Here is a 17047-nt window from a genome sequence, read left to right on the forward strand (position 1 = left end):
TCGCAATAGCGTTGTGAGCGCGGCGCTGCGCGTCTGCTGCGGCGTCCGGGGCACGCGCGTCGATGGATGGAGGGGGCGTGAGTACGAGGCGCGGGAGAGGGCGTGTGCGCGGTGTGCCCGCGCCGCGCCGCTCAGCGCCCCTTGCGCTTGCCGTTCGCGGCGGGGGCGCCGGTCTTGGCCTTCGCGACGGGGGCGCCGGTGAGGAACGCGCCGGGCTCGGCCTGTGTCGTGTCGGCGTCGGTGTCGCTGTCGTCGTCGGACTCCTCGTCGGCGTCCTCGCTGGCGGGGGCGGCCCTGGAGGAGCTGGAGCGGCGGAAGCCGAGCTCGCGGAGGAGCCTTCGGTCCTTGATGGCGGTCTGGACGATGGTGCTCCACTCCAGGTACCAGTCCCAGAGCTCCTGTTCGGCCGTGTCGAAGTCCTCGTCCGTGGTGGCGGCGGGCGGGACCTCGGCGGTGGACTCGAGCTTGCCTGCGCGGGCGAGGAGCTCCTTTGCCTCGTCGACGACGGCCTTGGTGAGGCCGCGCTTGGTGAGGATCTTGCGGGCGTCGTCGCCCTGGGCGTCGGGGCCGCCCTTTTCCTTGGACCTGGCGAGTTTCTCCCAGCGTTCGACGAAGGTGCCGACGGAGACGAGGACGGCGGCGCCCTCGGTCTGGGCGAGGTTGCGGAAGACGAAGGCGTACGCCTGCGGGGTGTGGCGCTTGAGGGTGGCGGACGCGATGGGGAACCACTTGTTTTCCCAGGCGTCGATCTCGTTGATCAAGCCGATGTCGGCGGCGGCGGCGGTGGCGACGAAGCCGAGGCGGGTGCGGGTGACGCGCTGGAGCAGGCGCCATCCCTCGGCGAGATCGTCATCGGAGAAGCCGTGGGCGACGAGCGCCGCGGCGACCTTGTTCTTGCGGAGCCCGAGGAGCAACAGGAGCACTCGCTCGGCCTTCTGACCTATCGTGAGCTTGGCCATGGTTCACCTCCCGGCGTAGGGAGTTAACGAGTGGATGGATGGCTGTCGATGGGTGGAGTGCGTCCGGAACGTGCTCTGCGCGTTCGCGGGGCGTGGCGAATGGTGAGGACTGCGGGCGGGAGGGTCGCGGCGGGGTGCTGGGGAAGGGCGCCTGCGGTCGGGGAGCGGGAGTCCGGTGCCGGAGGGCGGGGCGCCGGGGTCGGCGGGCGTGGGCCCCGGATCGGCGGGTGCGGGCCCCAGGTCGGCGCGCGCGAGCCCCGGGTCGGCGGGCGCGAGCCCCAGGTCGGCGGGCCGCATCCCCAGCGCGGAAGGCGAGCGCCCCGCGGGGGGCGAGGCCGGCGAGCCGGGGGATGAGTCGGGCGAGGTGGGGGGCGAGTCGGGGGACGCGGGGATGACGTGGTGCCACGCGGGGGATGAGTCGGGCGAGCCGGGGGCGACGGCGCTGGAGGCGGGGCGGCGAGCGGCGGAGGTGGGGGATGGAGCGGCAGAGCAGCCGGGCGGAACGGAAGGGCTGGGCGAGCGGGGGCGTGGGTGTGGTAGAAGAGGGCGGGAGCCGCGGTCGCGAGCGGTGGAGTGACGCGAAAAACCCGGGGGGCGCTCGCAAGGCCGCCAGGTGTTTGAAAAGACGATGGATTTCGAGGCGGCCGGGGGCTTGCGGAGGGGTCTCCGGCGGCCGGAGCGGGGGGTGGAACGGGAACCTCTCGCAGACCGGGTTGCAAGTACGCGAAATGTCAGGTAGGTCTGGGAGGCCTCTCTCCGCCGCTGAAAGGCGGCGGCCCCATTGAAGCTTGGCGGTGTTGAAGTTGCGCACACCTTCCAGATAGCTCTCCGCCGCTGAAAGGCGGCGGCCCCATTGAAGCAGCCTTCTGGTTGCCTACGCTCGACACGGATTCGCTCACTCTCCGCCGCTGAAAGGCGGCGGCCCCATTGAAGCGAGGCCCGCGCTCTCTAGCGCTGCGCGCCAGAGGTGACCTCTCCGCCGCTGAAAGGCGGCGGCCCCATTGAAGCGCGCAGTACTTGGCGTGAGCCTGCTCGCATGCCCGGCTCTCCGCCGCTGAAAGGCGGCGGCCCCATTGAAGCAGTCGAGACAGCGAAGAGATATTCGGGACCATCCGGTGCTCTCCGCCGCTGAAAGGCGGCGGCCCCATTGAAGCTTCGCCGGTGCCCCCGACGTGTTCCCGGCGGCGATGCTCTCCGCCGCTGAAAGGCGGCGGCCCCATTGAAGCCGGTCCTTTCCGGGCAACGTGCCCGCGCAAATAGTACTCTCCGCCGCTGAAAGGCGGCGGCCCCATTGAAGCACGCCGATCCACGATCGGCTAAGGTGCGGTGAGTCCTCTCCGCCGCTGAAAGGCGGCGGCCCCATTGAAGCTACGGGAATGCTGGCCACCTGATCCTGGAGTCGATCCCTCTCCGCCGCTGAAAGGCGGCGGCCCCATTGAAGCGTGTTTCGCCGCGTCTCGCCCGTGCGGTCCTTCCATCCTCTCCGCCGCTGAAAGGCGGCGGCCCCATTGAAGCAGTTGGTGTTCGCGCAGCGGTCGGATCTGCCCGGTCTCTCCGCCGCTGAAAGGCGGCGGCCCCATTGAAGCCTGAGCGGCTCCCCCTTGGCCTGTGTCAGGGTCTGGACCAGCTCTCCGCCGCTGAAAGGCGGCGGCCCCATTGAAGCCTCGCGATGCGCCACCAGCCGTCGTCGTCGTAGCCCACGCTCTCCGCCGCTGAAAGGCGGCGGCCCCATTGAAGCTCGGCCACGGCGCGGGAGTAGAGCGCCTCCGCCTCCGCCCTCTCCGCCGCTGAAAGGCGGCGGCCCCATTGAAGCAGCTTACCGGACGTCACCACGACGACCTTGAACCCGCTCTCCGCCGCTGAAAGGCGGCGGCCCCATTGAAGCGTCATGCGGAACATGTTGGCTCCGCTTGCGTTCCACGCACTCTCCGCCGCTGAAAGGCGGCGGCCCCATTGAAGCCGGCGGTGGTCCCGGTCGTGGCTCGGCTGATGGAGGACTCTCTCCGCCGCTGAAAGGCGGCGGCCCCATTGAAGCGAGGTCTGCCGGCCGGGAGAGCGCGCCAGCGAGGCGGTACTCTCCGCCGCTGAAAGGCGGCGGCCCCATTGAAGCCCGGCCGTGACGCAGGAGCCGTCGCCAGCGCAGGCCTCGCTCTCCGCCGCTGAAAGGCGGCGGCCCCATTGAAGCGGCACCACCATGGCGAAGTTCGCCCACCACCGCGTCGACCTCTCCGCCGCTGAAAGGCGGCGGCCCCATTGAAGCATCCGCGCGTCCGCCGAGACGGCCCGGCGCTCCATCCTCTCCGCCGCTGAAAGGCGGCGGCCCCATTGAAGCCCGATGAAGTCGACGATCGCTTGACGCCCGGCCTCCTGGCTCTCCGCCGCTGAAAGGCGGCGGCCCCATTGAAGCAAAACGGCCTTGCCGACGGTTTCTTTCATGCGGTCCCCTCTCCGCCGCTGAAAGGCGGCGGCCCCATTGAAGCTTCCAGGAGCACCGTTACGGCCGCCCGGAAGTGTCTGCCTCTCCGCCGCTGAAAGGCGGCGGCCCCATTGAAGCTCGGTCATCGTGCCTTCGTCGCTGATGAGGCCGACGAGCAGCTCTCCGCCGCTGAAAGGCGGCGGCCCCATTGAAGCACATGCGGTCTCCCATTGAGGAGACAAGGCGCATGTCCTCTCCGCCGCTGAAAGGCGGCGGCCCCATTGAAGCGAAGTCGTCGGACGCAGCGGCGCTCGCTCTAGCCCTCTCTCCGCCGCTGAAAGGCGGCGGCCCCATTGAAGCGGCATACGCAACGATCCGCTGCGGTCGCGCCCGCGCCTCTCCGCCGCTGAAAGGCGGCGGCCCCATTGAAGCATCGCTTTGGTAAAGCTCCCGTCCCATGCCGAGATGCTCTCCGCCGCAGAAAGGCGGCGGCCCCATTGAAGCAAGTCTCGAACGACGACTTGGGAGGCCGTTGCCGTGAACTCTCCGCCGCAGAAAGGCGGTGGATCCATTGAGGCGTGCGCAGGGTGAACGGCCGGATCGATCTCGCGACCCTCTCCGCCGCAGAAAGGCGGATCGGCGCGTCCGGAAGGACTCGGAGGAAACAGATGCAACATCGATTGAAAGTTAGGGTAATCGCTCTCGTTCTGTGCGGCGTATTCCTGCTCATGCTCAGCTCTGCATGCGACTTGAGCTACGAGTGCGAACCCGTGGAACCGGGAGGCGCTGGTGCTGGGATACCGACAGGCTCAGCAGGGGCAGGGGATCATTTTAGAGATGGTGAACAGGATGGAGAGGAAGACATCAACGCAGCATCGGAAGCGCTGATGGCGGGATGCACGTCAAAGGACTGCTACGACATGTTCGAGGACTGCGAAGACATCGGCGGAAGGTGCATCGTTGGATTCCCCGGATGTGACGTCCACGGCAGCAGCCCGTGCAAGTCTTGCCTCGCTGCCTGCCTCGACGACCGGCCGTATCCACCACAGTGCAACTGTAGACAATGCGGGTTTCGCTGATGAGCTACTCGCTTCAAGATGCCGTCTATGTCGCGATAGGCAGAATCGCCCAATCGGAGCTGAGAAAGGTCCTGTCCCCGGTCGTGGTCGAGGATGACTGCCTTCTTCTTGGCCCGTCGAGCGCAGATCCGAAGCGCCATCGCATACTGCGGACCCGGTACTGGGGGGTCCAGCCATCTGCGGAGCTGAACAATAGCATTGCTCGCGACGATAATAAGCCGATCTGCATAGCGCTGCCGCCGACGATTGACGGACTGCTGAGCTTCTCCAGGATCTGCGCTTCCGGGGCTGCTCGAAGGCGACATGTGTATACGGTGGCGCTTGAATCCGATGCCGTCGGCGCAATGCCGCAGGGGCCTGACCCGTCGCCAAAAGTTTATGTCGATGTCGCTGACGCGCTGAGGCGAACGCCGCCCATGGCGCGGTGTTCAGAGCTTGAGATCGCGCTCTCGGGTACGCTGTGGAAACTGTGGTGTCGACGCTCGCCGGTCGCGATATCACGATTTTGCGCGACGGGTGGCGCGCTGCACCCGCTGCTGGCCAATCTTGGGCGCTATCATGCGGGATTCTTCCCGCGACGGACGGAGCGCGGCCTGTTGATGTCGCGCTTTGACGAGCTCCTGCTGCGCCAGCTGTCCAGCGATTGGATCAAGCCGGTTAAAGTGTTTTCCAGCGGAATGAGGGCGCAGTCCGGTCTACATGCCTGGCTCTCGCACGTCGGCGATCTCTACGTGTCGGAGCGACTGCTGTCCTGGTCTCGCCACACCCACGGACGGATTATCGAATGCGAGGAGCATCCGGAGAAGTCGTCCGAGTTGAGTCGATGGTCCTTCCGATGGCGTGCGGGAGGGGAGGCGATACTTGATGCGCTGCCAAGCTTGCAGGTCGCACCACCGGTTGCTATCGGAGGCGCCGTTGCATACGACCCAGAACACGCCTGGATATGTCGCTTTGATGTGCGGGGTACGCCTTACGTGACTCGGCTTGCTGCCGCTGACGGTTCCGCCGGTCGTGCCGCAACAGGCTGAACGCTCGCCACGACAATGCGGGTCGTGGCGACGCTCACGTCAGGTGGCAGCCGACATCTTCGCCGCTCTCTTTCTCCTGGCGCGTGGCTTCTCGGGTGAGCTCGTGACTGCGGTCGGCGTCGCTGCCGCTTCACACCCTCGCGCTTTCGTCGGCCCGCATCAGGTAGGTGAGCTCGAATGCGTCCGTTGGGAGAGCGAAGCGGCAGCTCTCGATGCCGGGCACCGGATGGGCGACCGTCGTCGGGCCGTGAGATTGCCATAGGCTGCCCGATCGTCGATTCCGACTGCCGTCGTTTCAGTTGACAACGCCGTCGCCTCCGGCGTTACCATCCTCCGGCATGAAGCCGATCACATCCTGGCCGGTCGTGGCCGGGCTCGTCGTCATCGCTATCGCTCTCGGCTGCAGCGGCGGCAGCGCGGGCGCCGGCGGAGCGGGCGAAGCGGGCGCCGGCGGAGCGGGCGGAGCGGGCCCCGGCGGCGGCGCAGGCGGAACGAGCGACGGTGGCGGCACGGACGGCGCTGTCGCGGGCACCGGCGGAACGACCTCTGCGGCCGGCACCGGTGGATCGCTCGCGGGAACGGGCGGTGGCGGGGATGGCGGCGGCGCGGCGGCCGGCGGCAGCGGCGGCGACTCGGGCGCGCAGGGGGGCGCGGGCGGCGGCGCGGGCTCGACCTATCGGCCCTGCCCGACCGACGGTACGGCGTGCAAGATCATGCCGTTCGGCGACTCTATCACCGACGGATACAACGGGGACACGCCGGGCGGCTATCGCGTCGAGCTGTTCCGGCTCGCGCACGCAGCGGGCAAGAACATCACGTTCGTCGGTTCGGGATCGAACGGACCGAACACCGTTGGCGGCGTGGCGTTCCCGCACAACCACGAGGGCCACAGCGGCTGGACGATCGCCCCCGCCGGCGGAAGGAGCGGCATCTCGACGCTGGTGTCGACCGTCATGCCGCAATACAAGCCCGACATCGTGCTCTTGATGATTGGAACCAACGACGCGATCGACAATCACGACATGCCCAACGCCCCCGAACGTCTGGGCGCGTTGATTGACAGCATCTACGCGCAGCTCCCCGATGTCCTCATCGTGGTGGCCGCGCCCGTCCCGTCGCGCGGCGACGCGAGCAAGGGCGACGACACCGCGCTCAGCGCGCGCATCAAGACCTACGGCGACGCCATTCCGGCGGTGGTGAAGGCCCGCGCGGACGCAGGCCGACACATCATCTCCGTCGACATGTACACGCCCTTCAATCCGAACAAGACCACGTTACTCGAAGATCAGTGGCACCCCAACCTCCAGGGCTACGTGCTGCTGGGCGGGCAGTGGTACGCGGCGTTGCAGCCTCTGCTCTGACGGCGCGGTCGCTCAAGGGAGGCGCGCGGAGCCTGACGCCCGGCGCGGCATGTGCAGGCTCGACCAGGGGGTAGGTCATCTTAGAGCGCCGAACAGAACCGGACCGAGCCAGGCGGCCGAGGGTGGGTGCTGCGCTAGACGGCGGCGCCGGCTGCCCCGCGCACGGGCGCTCGGGGGAGCACGGCACCTCGGCCGGCGTCGCGGGCTCTTCTTGCGGGGCAGGCGCTGCCTGCAGGCGCGCGCGGTGACCGGCGTCGTCACCCGGGTGAGCGTCGAGCGCGCCGACGGCGACGGGCGCGCCGTCGTCCGCGTGCGCGTCGAGCCGCGGCTCGCCCTGCTCGGCGAGGGGCGGCAGAGCCGGATCTTCCAGGAACAACCCCTCTCGGGCGTCCTCGGCGCGGTGCTCACCGAGGCGGGGCTGCCCCACCGCTTCTCCCTCGCCGCGCCCCGGCCCCCGCGCGTCTACTGCGTCCAGCACCAGGAGAGCGATCTCGCCTTCATCACCAGGCTCTGCGCGGAGGACGGCGTCTTCTTCTGGTTCGAGCCGCCCGAGGGCGGTGACCCGGCGGCGCCCGAGGTGATCGTCTTCGCCGATTCCCCCGGGGCCTATGCGCAGGCTTCGGGGTGACGAACGAGCAGATCCAGGGCAACCCGCTGCCGAACGCGATCAAGGACAGCGTGGCGCCCGTGGCGCGGCAGGGGCGCGATCCCAAGCTCGAGGTGCCCTGGAACGGCGAGCGCTTCGACGACCGTTACAGCGATATCGACATCGCGATTCCATCGCTGTTCCGTGACGGCGAGGACACGAGGAGCGCGAGCGAGCATAACGCCGAGCCCATCGCGACCGACCAGCCGGCGCGCTGGGAAGCGGCGACGCGCGGCTGGGGCACGGCGATGAGCAGCGCGCTCGCCCGCGACGAGCCGGAGATCCTGACGCGCTTCGCGAAGGCCCTCGCGACCCAGGAGCGGCGACTTCGCGAGTTCCCGCCGCGCATCGAGTCGCTCGGCGAGCCCGTGGCCCAGCAGGGGGACATCGACGGCGCGCGCGCGTTCGAGGGCGAGCGCGCGGCGGAGCGGCCGTCGTACCTGCGCGACGAGGCCGCGAGCGCGCCCCGGGAGGCCGCGAGCGCGCCGTGGCCCGCTCCGCCCGCGGAGCCGGCGCCCGGCGCGCTGCGGAACCTCCACGGGACCGCCGAGATGAGCCGGTTCGTCCCCCGGCCCGCGCTGCCCTTCCAGGAGCTCGATCCGGCGCGCGAGCCCAGCAAGAAGCGCTGATCCCGAGATGGACCCTGTATCGCCTGGGCCAGGAGCACGACCAGCGCTGCTCGGTCGAGGTCAGCTCGGACAGGTCAGCGCGGCCGCAGGTCACCTCGCCCAGAGGACCGAGAGATCGAGCTCGATGGCGTCGAAGGGCTCGGCGCGGACGCGGGCGGCGTCGCGGTGGACGACGGCGGGCCCCCAGCCGCGATCCGCGCCGAGCACGTAGACCTCCAGCGTCCGCGCGATCGGGTCGACCAACCACGCGTTCCGCACGCCCTCGCGCGCGTAGATCGGCATCTTCTCGTCGCGATCGACGCCCGCCGTCGAAGGGCTCAGCACCTCGCAGATCCAGTCGGGGGCGAGCGCAAAGTAGGCCGTCTCGGGCAGTTCGGGCAAGCGCTCGCGGCGCCAGCCGGCAAGGTCGGGCACGAGCGCGTCGATCTCCCCCGGCGCGTCCGGATCGCGGAAGTGCAGCTCGGGCTCGTCGATGATGTGCCAGCCGCCGGGCCCTCCGTCGCCCAGGTCGAACGGTCCGCCCAGCTTGATGCCCAGCCTGGACGACGCCCGTGCATGTCGCGGTGCCGGCCGGGGGAAGACGTGCAGGGTGCCGCGGACGAGCTCTGCCACCTGGTGCGCCGGCACGGCTTCGAGGTCGGCGTACGTGGCGCGGCGCTGCTTCTCGGCGGGCTGGCCCATGGGCGAAGCCTGCACGGGGGCGCGCGGCGAGGCAAGGCGGTGAGGCGCAGGGTCGGGTCGGCGCGCCGCCCGGCTCGCTCATTGCGCCACGAGGTCTCCTGCAAGGCGCGGCGCGACCTCGTAGGTCGTCTCGTATTGCGCGGCGAGGCCGGTCACCGTGATGTCCTGATCGATCGCGAGCGACACCGTGTCGATGACAGGTTGCCCGTCCACGAGATGCACGAAGACCTGGATCTCGCCCGAGCCGTCGTCGATGTACACCTTGAAGCCATAGGGCTGGTCGTCCTCCACGGCCTTGGTCACGCTGCCGCCCACGCGCACCAGCAGGCCTTCGACGGGCTCTCCGACATCTCCGGTCGTCACGTCCTTCGGTCCGACGGATCTGGCCTCGCCGAGCGTCGTGACCGCGGCTGCCTTGGCATTGAGCACCGTCTGCTGGGCCGTCTGCCCGAGCTTCCCCGTGACGCGCACCCGGATGTCGAGGTCGAGATCGAGCGCGTCGGGCAGGCTCACGTAGATGCCTCCGGTGTCGTCCTGCAGCGCGAAGCCCTGCTCGCCGGTCGCCGAATTGAATGTGCCGGGCGCGACGGTCACGACACCGTCGACCGTCGCCGTGGAGCCTTCGGCCAGGCCGCGGGCTTCGGCGATGGCGACCACCACCTCCTCGTCCGGAGCAGGCGACTCTTCGTCAGAGCCGCAGGCCATCGTCGCGAGGACGCAGGTGGCGAGCGCGATCGAGACGATGCTGCGAGTCGAAACGGTCTTGCGCATTCCCGTCTCTAGCCGTGCTGCCCCCCGCGGACAAGACATGACCCCGGCGCGCTGGATGTCGCCCCTTGGCACCCGCCCCCGCGTCGATTCTGTGACGATCCCAAGAATCCCCCGCAATTCTAAGTATGAGCCTCTCTCTCCCCTCCCGCCTCCTCCCGCCGACCTGGTCCAGCACAGCACCTGGACGTCCATGCACGCGACCGCCGTTCACGTCCTCCCGGGCATGCTCCGCTACCTCGGCGTCGACGAGGACGACATCGACGACCTGTCCCAGGAGGTCCTCCTGGGCGCCTACACAAGCCTCCCCCGGTACAACCCCGCCTATCCCGCCGCGGCGGGCGGCTCTGCCCCACTGCCTCCGGCCGCCTCGCGGCGTCTGCAGGACTTCGTGCCCGCCGTGCCAGCTGCCGCCGCGGACACCGCCCAGGAGCAGCAGGAGCAGGACGACCCCGCGTCGCTCCCTCCACCGGCGCCGCGCAATACGAGGCGACCTACGAGGTCGCGCCGCGCTCGCGCCGGCGCCGGCCCTCTGGGCCCACCGCCTGGGCCCGATCGCGACACCGCTCCTCCTCTCGCGTGCCGTCCACCCCGATACGCGACCGGAGACCGGTCCCGGGGGGCGGTCGCGCTCCGATGCGCCGCTAACCGACGCGATCTCGGACAAGGAAGCTTCACCCCCTCGTGCGCCCACGGCGGCGCCGGCAGGTGCCTTCCGCCAGCGCAAGCGCACCGCGCTGGAGCAGCACGCTCCCTCCACCCAGGATCGAGAGCCGCTCGCCGACGAGCTGCAGCTGCTCGACGCCGCCAGGCAGGCGCTGCTGCAAGGAGACAGGGCGACCGCGCTGGAGCGCATCGCCGCCCACGAGCGACGGTTCCCCGAGGGGCAGCTCAAGCTGATGCGCGAGCGGCTGCGAATGAAGGCGGCGGCGGCGCAGGCGACGCAGGCCGGCGGCGCGGCGGGGCAGAAGCTTCCGTGACCGCGCGGAGGAGGCACGTGCGCCGGACATCGCACGGCGAGAGCGCGAGCATGAAGCGGGCGGCCCGCGCGGCGCTCGCCTCGATGGCCGCGGCCGCGATCTCCGTCATTGGCGTCACGCCGGCCCGGGCCGAGCCCACGCCCGCGCCGTTCCGGGTGCGGATCGAGCTCATCCGCGGGCCAGGCGCCGAGGATTGCCCGGACGAGCCGTTCCTGCGCGCGGAGACGGCCAGGGCGATGGGCGGGGTCGACCCCTATGATGCGGAGGCTCCGTTCACGATGACGGCGTCCATCGAGCGCCGGCACGGCAAGCTCGCCGCATCGCTGTTCCTCCGCGATGGCGACGGTCACGGACGCTGGGCCGACGGGTTCAGCGCGCGCGACGACTGCAAGGTGCTCGTCACCGCCATGGCCGTGTCCATCGCCTTGCTGCTCGACGACGCCGCCGAGCTCCCCGCACCACCGGTTGCACCGGCGAAGCCCGCTTCGCCGCCCGCGCCGCCCGAGGAGCCCTGCTCGCCGGACCGGCCCTGCCCGCCAAAGCAGGCCCCTGCGCCGCCATCTCCGCCGCGTACGGCGTCGCCCCGGAGCCGCGCGTCGCCGGTTACGGGGGAGCGCTTCCGCTGGGTGGCCGGCCTGGGCGCGGTGACGGGCCTCGGGATGACGCCCGGTCTCGCCGCTGGGCCGGCGCTGTCGGTCGGGGCACGCTGGCCAGCGTGGTCGGTCGCGCTGGAGGTCCGTGCGCTCGCTTCGCTGCCGAAGACCATCGACAAGGTTCCCATGGCGGTGTCTCTTCTGACGACGAACGCTGCGCTATGCCATCATCGGCAGATTCTTTTCGCCTGCGGCCTCTCCGAGTTCGGGAGGCTTCGTGCTTCCCCCGACGTCCCCTTGGGTGGAGCGTCGCGGCTGAATCTTCGCGCTGGACTTGGTGCACGAATCGGCATCGACTGGCCCTTCTCCGAGAGCTTCTCGACGAGCGGATACACCGACGTCGTACAGACACTGATCGACACGGCGATCGATCGTCATCCAGGTGCTCCTGGATCTGAGCGCGCCCTGTGGAGCGCACCGAACGCCTCTGTGGCGTTCGGGCTAGGTGTACACGCGAGCTTTTGAGCGATCCGGTAACAAAACGAACGGAAACGGAAGCGGCGCCGTAAATACGTGAATAGCCAAGTGGTGATGAGAAAATGTTCGGATCCGTGAATGCGCTGGGGCTGATGGTGCAGCATCGTGAATGCGCCTCTTGCGCCGTAGACCCGCGGTCAGGTAGGTTCGCAGCGATGCGCAAGTTTTCCTTGGCTCTCTCAGGCCTGCTGTTGTGCCTTGGTTGTGAACAAGAGCCGATTGTGATCACGGGTCCCTGTCTGCCCGAAGAGATCGAGCACAATCTGTCCGGTTGCGGCGTCTTGCGCGACGCCGGAGCGGACGGCGGCCAGGGCGGCGCCGGTGGCCAAGGCGCGGCCGGCGGCCAGGGCGGCGCCGGCGGTCAGGGTGGCGCCGGCGGCGACATGCACAGCTCGCTGTGCTCCGGCCAGTGCGCCCCGCCTGCGCCGCTCGGCTGGTTCGGCCCGGCGCTGCTCTGGTTCGGCCCGGCTAAGGCCGTCCCCGACTGCCCCGCCGACGCGCCCACGCTCGGCTACGAAGGCTTCGCCGATCTCCAGCAGCCGCCGATGGACTGCGCGGTCTGCGCGTGCGACCCGCCCGAGGCCTCGTGCGGGCTCCCCACCGGCTGGGCCGCATCGTCCGCCTCGTGCCCCGGCGACGAGCCGGGCACCGTGATGACCTCGTTCGCCGCGCCCGACGGCTGGGACGGCGCGTGCACCGCGGCGAACCCGATCCCCGAAGGTCAGCTCTGCGACGGCGAGCCCTGCGTGCAGTCGCTCACGATCGCGGCGCCCTCGGTCGCGACCGGCGCGTGCACGCCGCGCATCGACGCGCCGCCGCCTGTCCCCAGGCTGGATCCGTGGGCGACGCGGGCCAGGGCGTGCCTCGCCGGCGCGTACACCGCGTGCGAGGACGCGACGACGTGCGTGCCAGCGGCGCCGTCGGGCTTCCTGACCTGCGTCTACCACGAGGGCGGCGACGCCGGCTGTCCGGAGGGGTACGCCGCCAGGCACGTCTTCTTCGAGGACGTGATCGACGGCCGCGAGTGCACCCCCTGCGGCTGCGGCGATCCGACCGGCGCCTCGTGCACCCTCATGGCGTCCGTGTACCGCGACGCCGCCTGCACGGACCTGCTCGCGTCGAGCCTCGTCAGCTCCAGCGTCCCGTTCTGCGTCGTGACGCCTCCGGGCGTCGGCCTGGGGAGCAAGTCGGCCGTGATCGCGGATGTCGAGCCGGGCGCGTGCGCGCCGCACGGGGGCGAGCCGGTGGGCGAACTCGAGGCGAGCGCGCCCTCCACCTTCTGCTGCATGTCATGACTGGCTTCCTCCTGGAAGCCCTCTCGCAAGAGCGCACTGCACCGCCGCGCTCGCCGCCCCCAGCGCCTCGCTCCCGCCGCCCACCGTGGCAGCCGCGCCGTGAACGTCGTCCCCCGCTCCGCATTGAAAGGCCATGAATTACAACTTCAGACACCACTGCAAGCGTGGGCTCTGTTGAGCATGGCGAACATTGTTGAGCTTGGCGGGGCTACTCATGTTGTTTTCGATGGGCTCACCACCGAGCGGCTGTTGCAGGTTGGTGCGACCCATGTCGTGTGCGCGTCCGACCGTCTCGTCATCGGTCCGAGCCGTCGGGATGCTCTGGAACATGCGCGAGCGCGTCGTGCGTGGTGGAATTCGACCGAAGAATGGGACAAGCTCTATTCGTCGGATGCCCGCTGGGAGCCCCCCGTCGCCTTGTGGGTGTCGGCGAGCCTTCACGAGCGGGTGAATCTCTGGAGGACTTGCAGCTGGTTGCGCCCTCTCGGGTTCGCGCATCACGAACTATTTGTTCTCGATTTTGAGCCTGTTCCTCCGTCGAGAGCAGCGAGCCGTGAGGCGTTGACTCGTCCGTTTACCTGCTCCGAGTCCGTGTCCGATCATGCGGACGAGGTCCTTCTGGACCGCCTTGGTAAGGCGCAGTCCTGGTCGGGGGAACGCCTCGAACATGCCACTCGCCTCTGGGACAGCTACGTCGACGAGAACCCCTTGTCGTTCGCAGAGAGCTGCAGGGCTGGCGTCGAAGGCTTTCCGGAGCTTGCTCCCCTGTGGGCGTTCCTCTCCTGCCAAGCTCACGGATGCGCCAAGCCTGCCCGTCGCCGGGACCGAGGCGTACTCGGCTTCCGCCCCCTGGGTGCTGCTCGACGACGGACGGGTCGCTCGGCTGTAAGAGCCAACGTGCTCCGTACGGCGGCTGCCTCATCGTCGGTATTCTAGAAAGCGCCCAGCACCCCGACCCCGCCGCCCTCCGGGCCGATGAGCGGCACGATGCGCGCGTGCACCCGCGCCGGCGAGCCCTGCCGTGCCGCCGCGGCGCTCGCGCCCTCCGCCCTCGATGGGCCCGAGGTCAGCACGAGGACCGCCCCCGCGGCGAGCGCGGCGACGCCCACGCCGACGCCGATCGTGGACACGAGCGCCTTGGTCTCGGCCGCGTTGATCTCTTTGCGACCTTCCGGCGTACACCGCTTCTCCGGACAGAGCGTTTCGTCCTTTTCCGCGTCGCTCGCTTGCCCCGCGGCGAGGATGCCGAACACGGCGCCGACGCCGAGCACCGCCACGCCGGCGCCCCCGATCACGAAGCCCGCGGGCTGCAGGCCGCCCCCGCCGCTGCGGACGCCGGCGCCGCCGCTGGCCGGCGGCGCCTGGGGCCCGGCGGGCTTGCTCGTGGGCGCCACCGGCAGGAGCTTCGGGATGGCGATCGCCTTCAGATCGGCGCTCTCGCCGACCTGGACCGTCGTCGACCAGACCGTGTAGCCGCTCGCCGTCGCCTCGACCTCGTGCGCGCCGGGATCGATCGGGATCGGCGTGCCGAGCGCGGCCGCGGGGATGTCGCCGCCGTCGACGCGGACCAGCAGGCCGGGCGTGTTCTCCGCGTTGAGCTGGATCTTCGAGAGCCTCGGCTCCAGGGCGTCGATGTGCTCCTGCGCGAACGCCTCGCGCGCGGCGTTGCCCTCCTTCTTCGAGGCGAAGAGCGCCTCCTTGAACTGCCCCCACGCCGTCGCCGTCCTGCCGAGCCCCTCGTTGCACAGGGCCAGGTTGAGCAGCGTCCCCGTGCCGGGCCGCAGGCGCTGGCTCTCGGCCAGCTTCGGGCACGCCTGCGCGTACGACTTCGCCTCCATCAGGCGGCGCCCCTCCTCGAACAACGTCTGGGCGAGCGTCGCGTCGCCGCCCGCGCCCTGCGCGGCAGCGCCCGAGGGCGCGAACAGGGCGGCCGAGCCGAGCACGACCGCGGCGAGGGCGAGGCGGGCGCGACGGAGCGCGCGGGGGGCATGGACTGTCGAGGGGATCATGGCTGTGGGCTCAGTGCGGGTCGTTCAGGTCGATGCCCTTCGGAGGGCGCTGCGTCGTCGTGGCTTGCGACGGGCGGGCGGCCGGCGTGGTCCGCCCCGCAGGCGCGCCGCCCCGGGTGGCCGTGGGCGCCGTCCTCGGCGCCGTCCTCGGCGACGCCGCGGGGGCGCTCGCGGCCGCCGCGGCGTTCGGCGCGGGGGCGCTCGCGGCCGCGGAGGCGCTCGCCGCCGCTGTGTCAGCCGTGGTCGCTGCGTCGGCTGCCGCCGCCGTCGGTCGGATCGTCGGCCCGTCCGGCGTCGTCGTCCCGGCGGCAGGCGCGGGCTGCTCGGGGGCCGGCGCCGGCGCGGCGGTCTCCGGCGCGCTCACGGCGACCGTCGGCGCCGCCGCCGTGCCCTCCGCCCCGTCGGCGCCGCCCCGGCGGAGCATGTAGACGCTGCCGACGATGAGCCCCAGGAGGAGGGTCGCGGAGATCAGCGCGATCGCGAGGATCGCGGACGGGGAGACCGATAGCCCAGGGATCCGGCGCCCGTCCGACGAGATCCCGAGGTGGGTCGACGAGGCGAAGGTCGCGGCGGCGCGGGAGCTCATCGGCGCGCTGTACGGACCGGGGACGATGTGCTGCTGCGGCGTGGGCGCCGGGAAGCCGTTCGGCGGGACCGGGCTCGGCCTGCCGTCCTCGGCAGGGTGAGGCCCGAAGGCGCCGTTGCCCGGTGACGGGGCGTGCGAGAACGGCGACGACGGGTGCGGATAGGGCGTCGAGGCGTGGGCGATGGGCGACGGGGCCTGCGGGAACGGCGTCCCGTGGGGGAGCGGCGTCGGCGGGCGCGGCTGCGCGGTGTCGCGCTGCCAGGCGGGATACGAGGTGGGCCCCGGCCACGACGGCTCGCGCGCGGCCGGCCCAGGGAGCCTCGAGTCCACGGCGGGGAACGACGGCTGCGACCCGCGCTGGCCGCCGGGGATCGCGGCGTGCAGCGACAGGCCGCCCATGCGCGCGATCCGGGCCAGGGTCGGGTACGTGCGCGCGGGCGCGAACGGCGCGAGCGACACGATGAGCTCGGCGACCGACGCGTGCCGGTGCTCGCGCTCGCGGGCGTACGACTTCTCCAGCACGGCCGCGAGCGCGGCGGGCACGTCGGGGCGGATGTCCCGCAGCGGCGTCGGCGTGCCCGTCAGCACCTCCGCGCAGAGCTGCGGCAGCGTCTCCGCGAAGTACGGCTGCCTGCCGGCGAGCAGCTCGTAGAGCGAGACGCCGAGCGCATAGATGTCCGTCCGGTGATCCACCGAGCGCGTCTGTCGCATCTGCTCCGGCGACATGTACAGGGCCGAGCCCAGCGCCGCGTCCGTGCCCGTCAGGACGTCGACCCCTCCGGTCGCCATCTTGGAGATGCCGAAGTCGAGCACCTTGACGAGCGGCGAGCCGTCGACGCGCGCCGTCAGGAACAGGTTCGCCGGCTTGAGATCGCGGTGGACGATGCCGAGCCCGTGGGCCTCGACGATCGCCTCGCTGCCCTGCGCGATGTAGTCGATCGCGTCCTCGATGCCGAGCACGCCCTGATCGCGGAGCAGGCGGGCCAGGTCGCTCCCGATCAGGAACTCCATGACCATGTAGGGCGCGCCGTTCTCGAGCGTGCCGACGTCCGAAACACGGGCGACGTGCTCGCTCTTGATCTTCATGCCGGCCTTCGCCTCGCGGAGGAAGCGGGCCGAGCCCTCGGGGTGCTGGGTGAACTCGGGGAGCAGGAACTTCAGGGCGACCCGCTCGTCGAGCACGACGTGGCGGGCCTCGACGACCACGCCCATGCCGCCCTGGCCGATGACCCGCTCCACGCGGTACTTGCCGGCGAGCACCGTCCCCGGCTCGACCGGGGGCAGCGAGGGCTGTTTCGTCTCCGAACCCGACACAGCGGGCGATGATCACCGCTTCGCCCTCGGACGGCAAGCGCGGGCGGCGCCGGTGTCGGGGCGCGGCGTGGCGAGGCGGACAGAACGGCGCCAAAGGCGCCGCAGCACGCGGTTTTTGTGCCGCCGTACGGTCGATTCGTCACACGGCGCGCGCCGCCGCGAGGCC

At 70.7% G+C, this 17047-nt stretch carries 11 protein-coding genes and 1 CRISPR repeat array; of the genes, 6 read left to right on the plus strand and 5 right to left on the minus strand.

Annotated features, from left to right (window positions below; genetic code table 11):
* Window positions 1-131 precede the first annotated feature (131 nt).
* Window positions 132-959, minus strand: a complete 828-nt coding sequence (locus tag WMF27_RS01525; RefSeq protein ID WP_437762035.1) for a hypothetical protein — start codon at window positions 957-959, stop codon at window positions 132-134.
* 752 nt (window positions 960-1711) lie between these two features.
* A CRISPR array of direct repeats spans window positions 1712-3953; the repeat unit is 36 nt; unit sequence CTCTCCGCCGCTGAAAGGCGGCGGCCCCATTGAAGC.
* Window positions 3954-4453: 500 nt separating this feature from the next.
* Here WMF27_RS01525 and WMF27_RS01530 point away from each other — a divergent pair.
* From WMF27_RS01530 to WMF27_RS01545, 4 genes are all read left to right on the plus strand, one after another.
* Window positions 4454-5482 carry a hypothetical protein gene (locus WMF27_RS01530; RefSeq protein WP_437762034.1) on the plus strand — a complete coding sequence of 343 codons (1029 nt, stop codon included), beginning with the start codon at window positions 4454-4456 and terminating at the stop codon, window positions 5480-5482.
* A gap of 338 nt (window positions 5483-5820) precedes the next feature.
* Window positions 5821-6843, plus strand: a complete 1023-nt coding sequence (locus WMF27_RS01535) for an SGNH/GDSL hydrolase family protein (RefSeq protein WP_437762033.1) — start codon at window positions 5821-5823, stop codon at window positions 6841-6843.
* A 244-nt stretch (window positions 6844-7087) separates the two neighbouring features.
* The gene (locus tag WMF27_RS01540) at window positions 7088-7471 is read left to right on the plus strand and encodes a contractile injection system protein, VgrG/Pvc8 family (RefSeq protein ID WP_437762032.1); all 384 of its coding nucleotides are present in this window, start codon (window positions 7088-7090) and stop codon (window positions 7469-7471) included.
* On the plus strand, window positions 7468-8118 hold the full coding sequence (locus WMF27_RS01545) for a hypothetical protein (RefSeq protein WP_437762031.1): 651 nt from the start codon (window positions 7468-7470) through the stop codon (window positions 8116-8118). The genes WMF27_RS01540 and WMF27_RS01545 overlap by 4 nt, the downstream gene beginning before the upstream one ends.
* A gap of 90 nt (window positions 8119-8208) precedes the next feature.
* Here WMF27_RS01545 and WMF27_RS01550 read toward each other — a convergent pair whose 3' ends face one another.
* Both WMF27_RS01550 and WMF27_RS01555 read right to left on the minus strand, forming a co-directional pair.
* Window positions 8209-8799 carry a Uma2 family endonuclease gene (locus WMF27_RS01550; RefSeq protein ID WP_437762030.1) on the minus strand — a complete coding sequence of 197 codons (591 nt, stop codon included), beginning with the start codon at window positions 8797-8799 and terminating at the stop codon, window positions 8209-8211.
* Between the two features lie 78 nt (window positions 8800-8877).
* Window positions 8878-9642 carry a DNA-binding protein gene (locus WMF27_RS01555; protein WP_437943731.1) on the minus strand — a complete coding sequence of 255 codons (765 nt, stop codon included), beginning with the start codon at window positions 9640-9642 and terminating at the stop codon, window positions 8878-8880.
* Between the two features lie 1183 nt (window positions 9643-10825).
* Between WMF27_RS01555 and WMF27_RS01560 the strand changes: the two genes are divergently transcribed.
* A complete protein-coding gene (locus WMF27_RS01560) occupies window positions 10826-11665 on the plus strand; it encodes a hypothetical protein (protein ID WP_437762028.1) in 840 nt (279 codons plus the stop codon).
* 233 nt (window positions 11666-11898) lie between these two features.
* Window positions 11899-12972, plus strand: coding sequence for a hypothetical protein (locus WMF27_RS01565; RefSeq protein WP_437762027.1), 1074 nt, complete (start codon window positions 11899-11901; stop codon window positions 12970-12972).
* A gap of 932 nt (window positions 12973-13904) precedes the next feature.
* Here WMF27_RS01565 and WMF27_RS01570 read toward each other — a convergent pair.
* Together WMF27_RS01570 and WMF27_RS01575 are read right to left on the minus strand one after the other, a co-directional pair.
* Window positions 13905-14981 carry a hypothetical protein gene (locus tag WMF27_RS01570; protein WP_437762026.1) on the minus strand — a complete coding sequence of 359 codons (1077 nt, stop codon included), beginning with the start codon at window positions 14979-14981 and terminating at the stop codon, window positions 13905-13907.
* A gap of 10 nt (window positions 14982-14991) precedes the next feature.
* Window positions 14992-16881, minus strand: coding sequence for a serine/threonine protein kinase (locus tag WMF27_RS01575; protein WP_437762025.1), 1890 nt, complete (start codon window positions 16879-16881; stop codon window positions 14992-14994).
* Window positions 16882-17047: the final 166 nt, after the last annotated feature.

This window comes from Sorangium sp. So ce281 (genome assembly GCF_051527395.1).
Classification (GTDB): domain Bacteria; phylum Myxococcota_A; class Polyangia; order Polyangiales; family Polyangiaceae; genus Sorangium; species Sorangium cellulosum_B.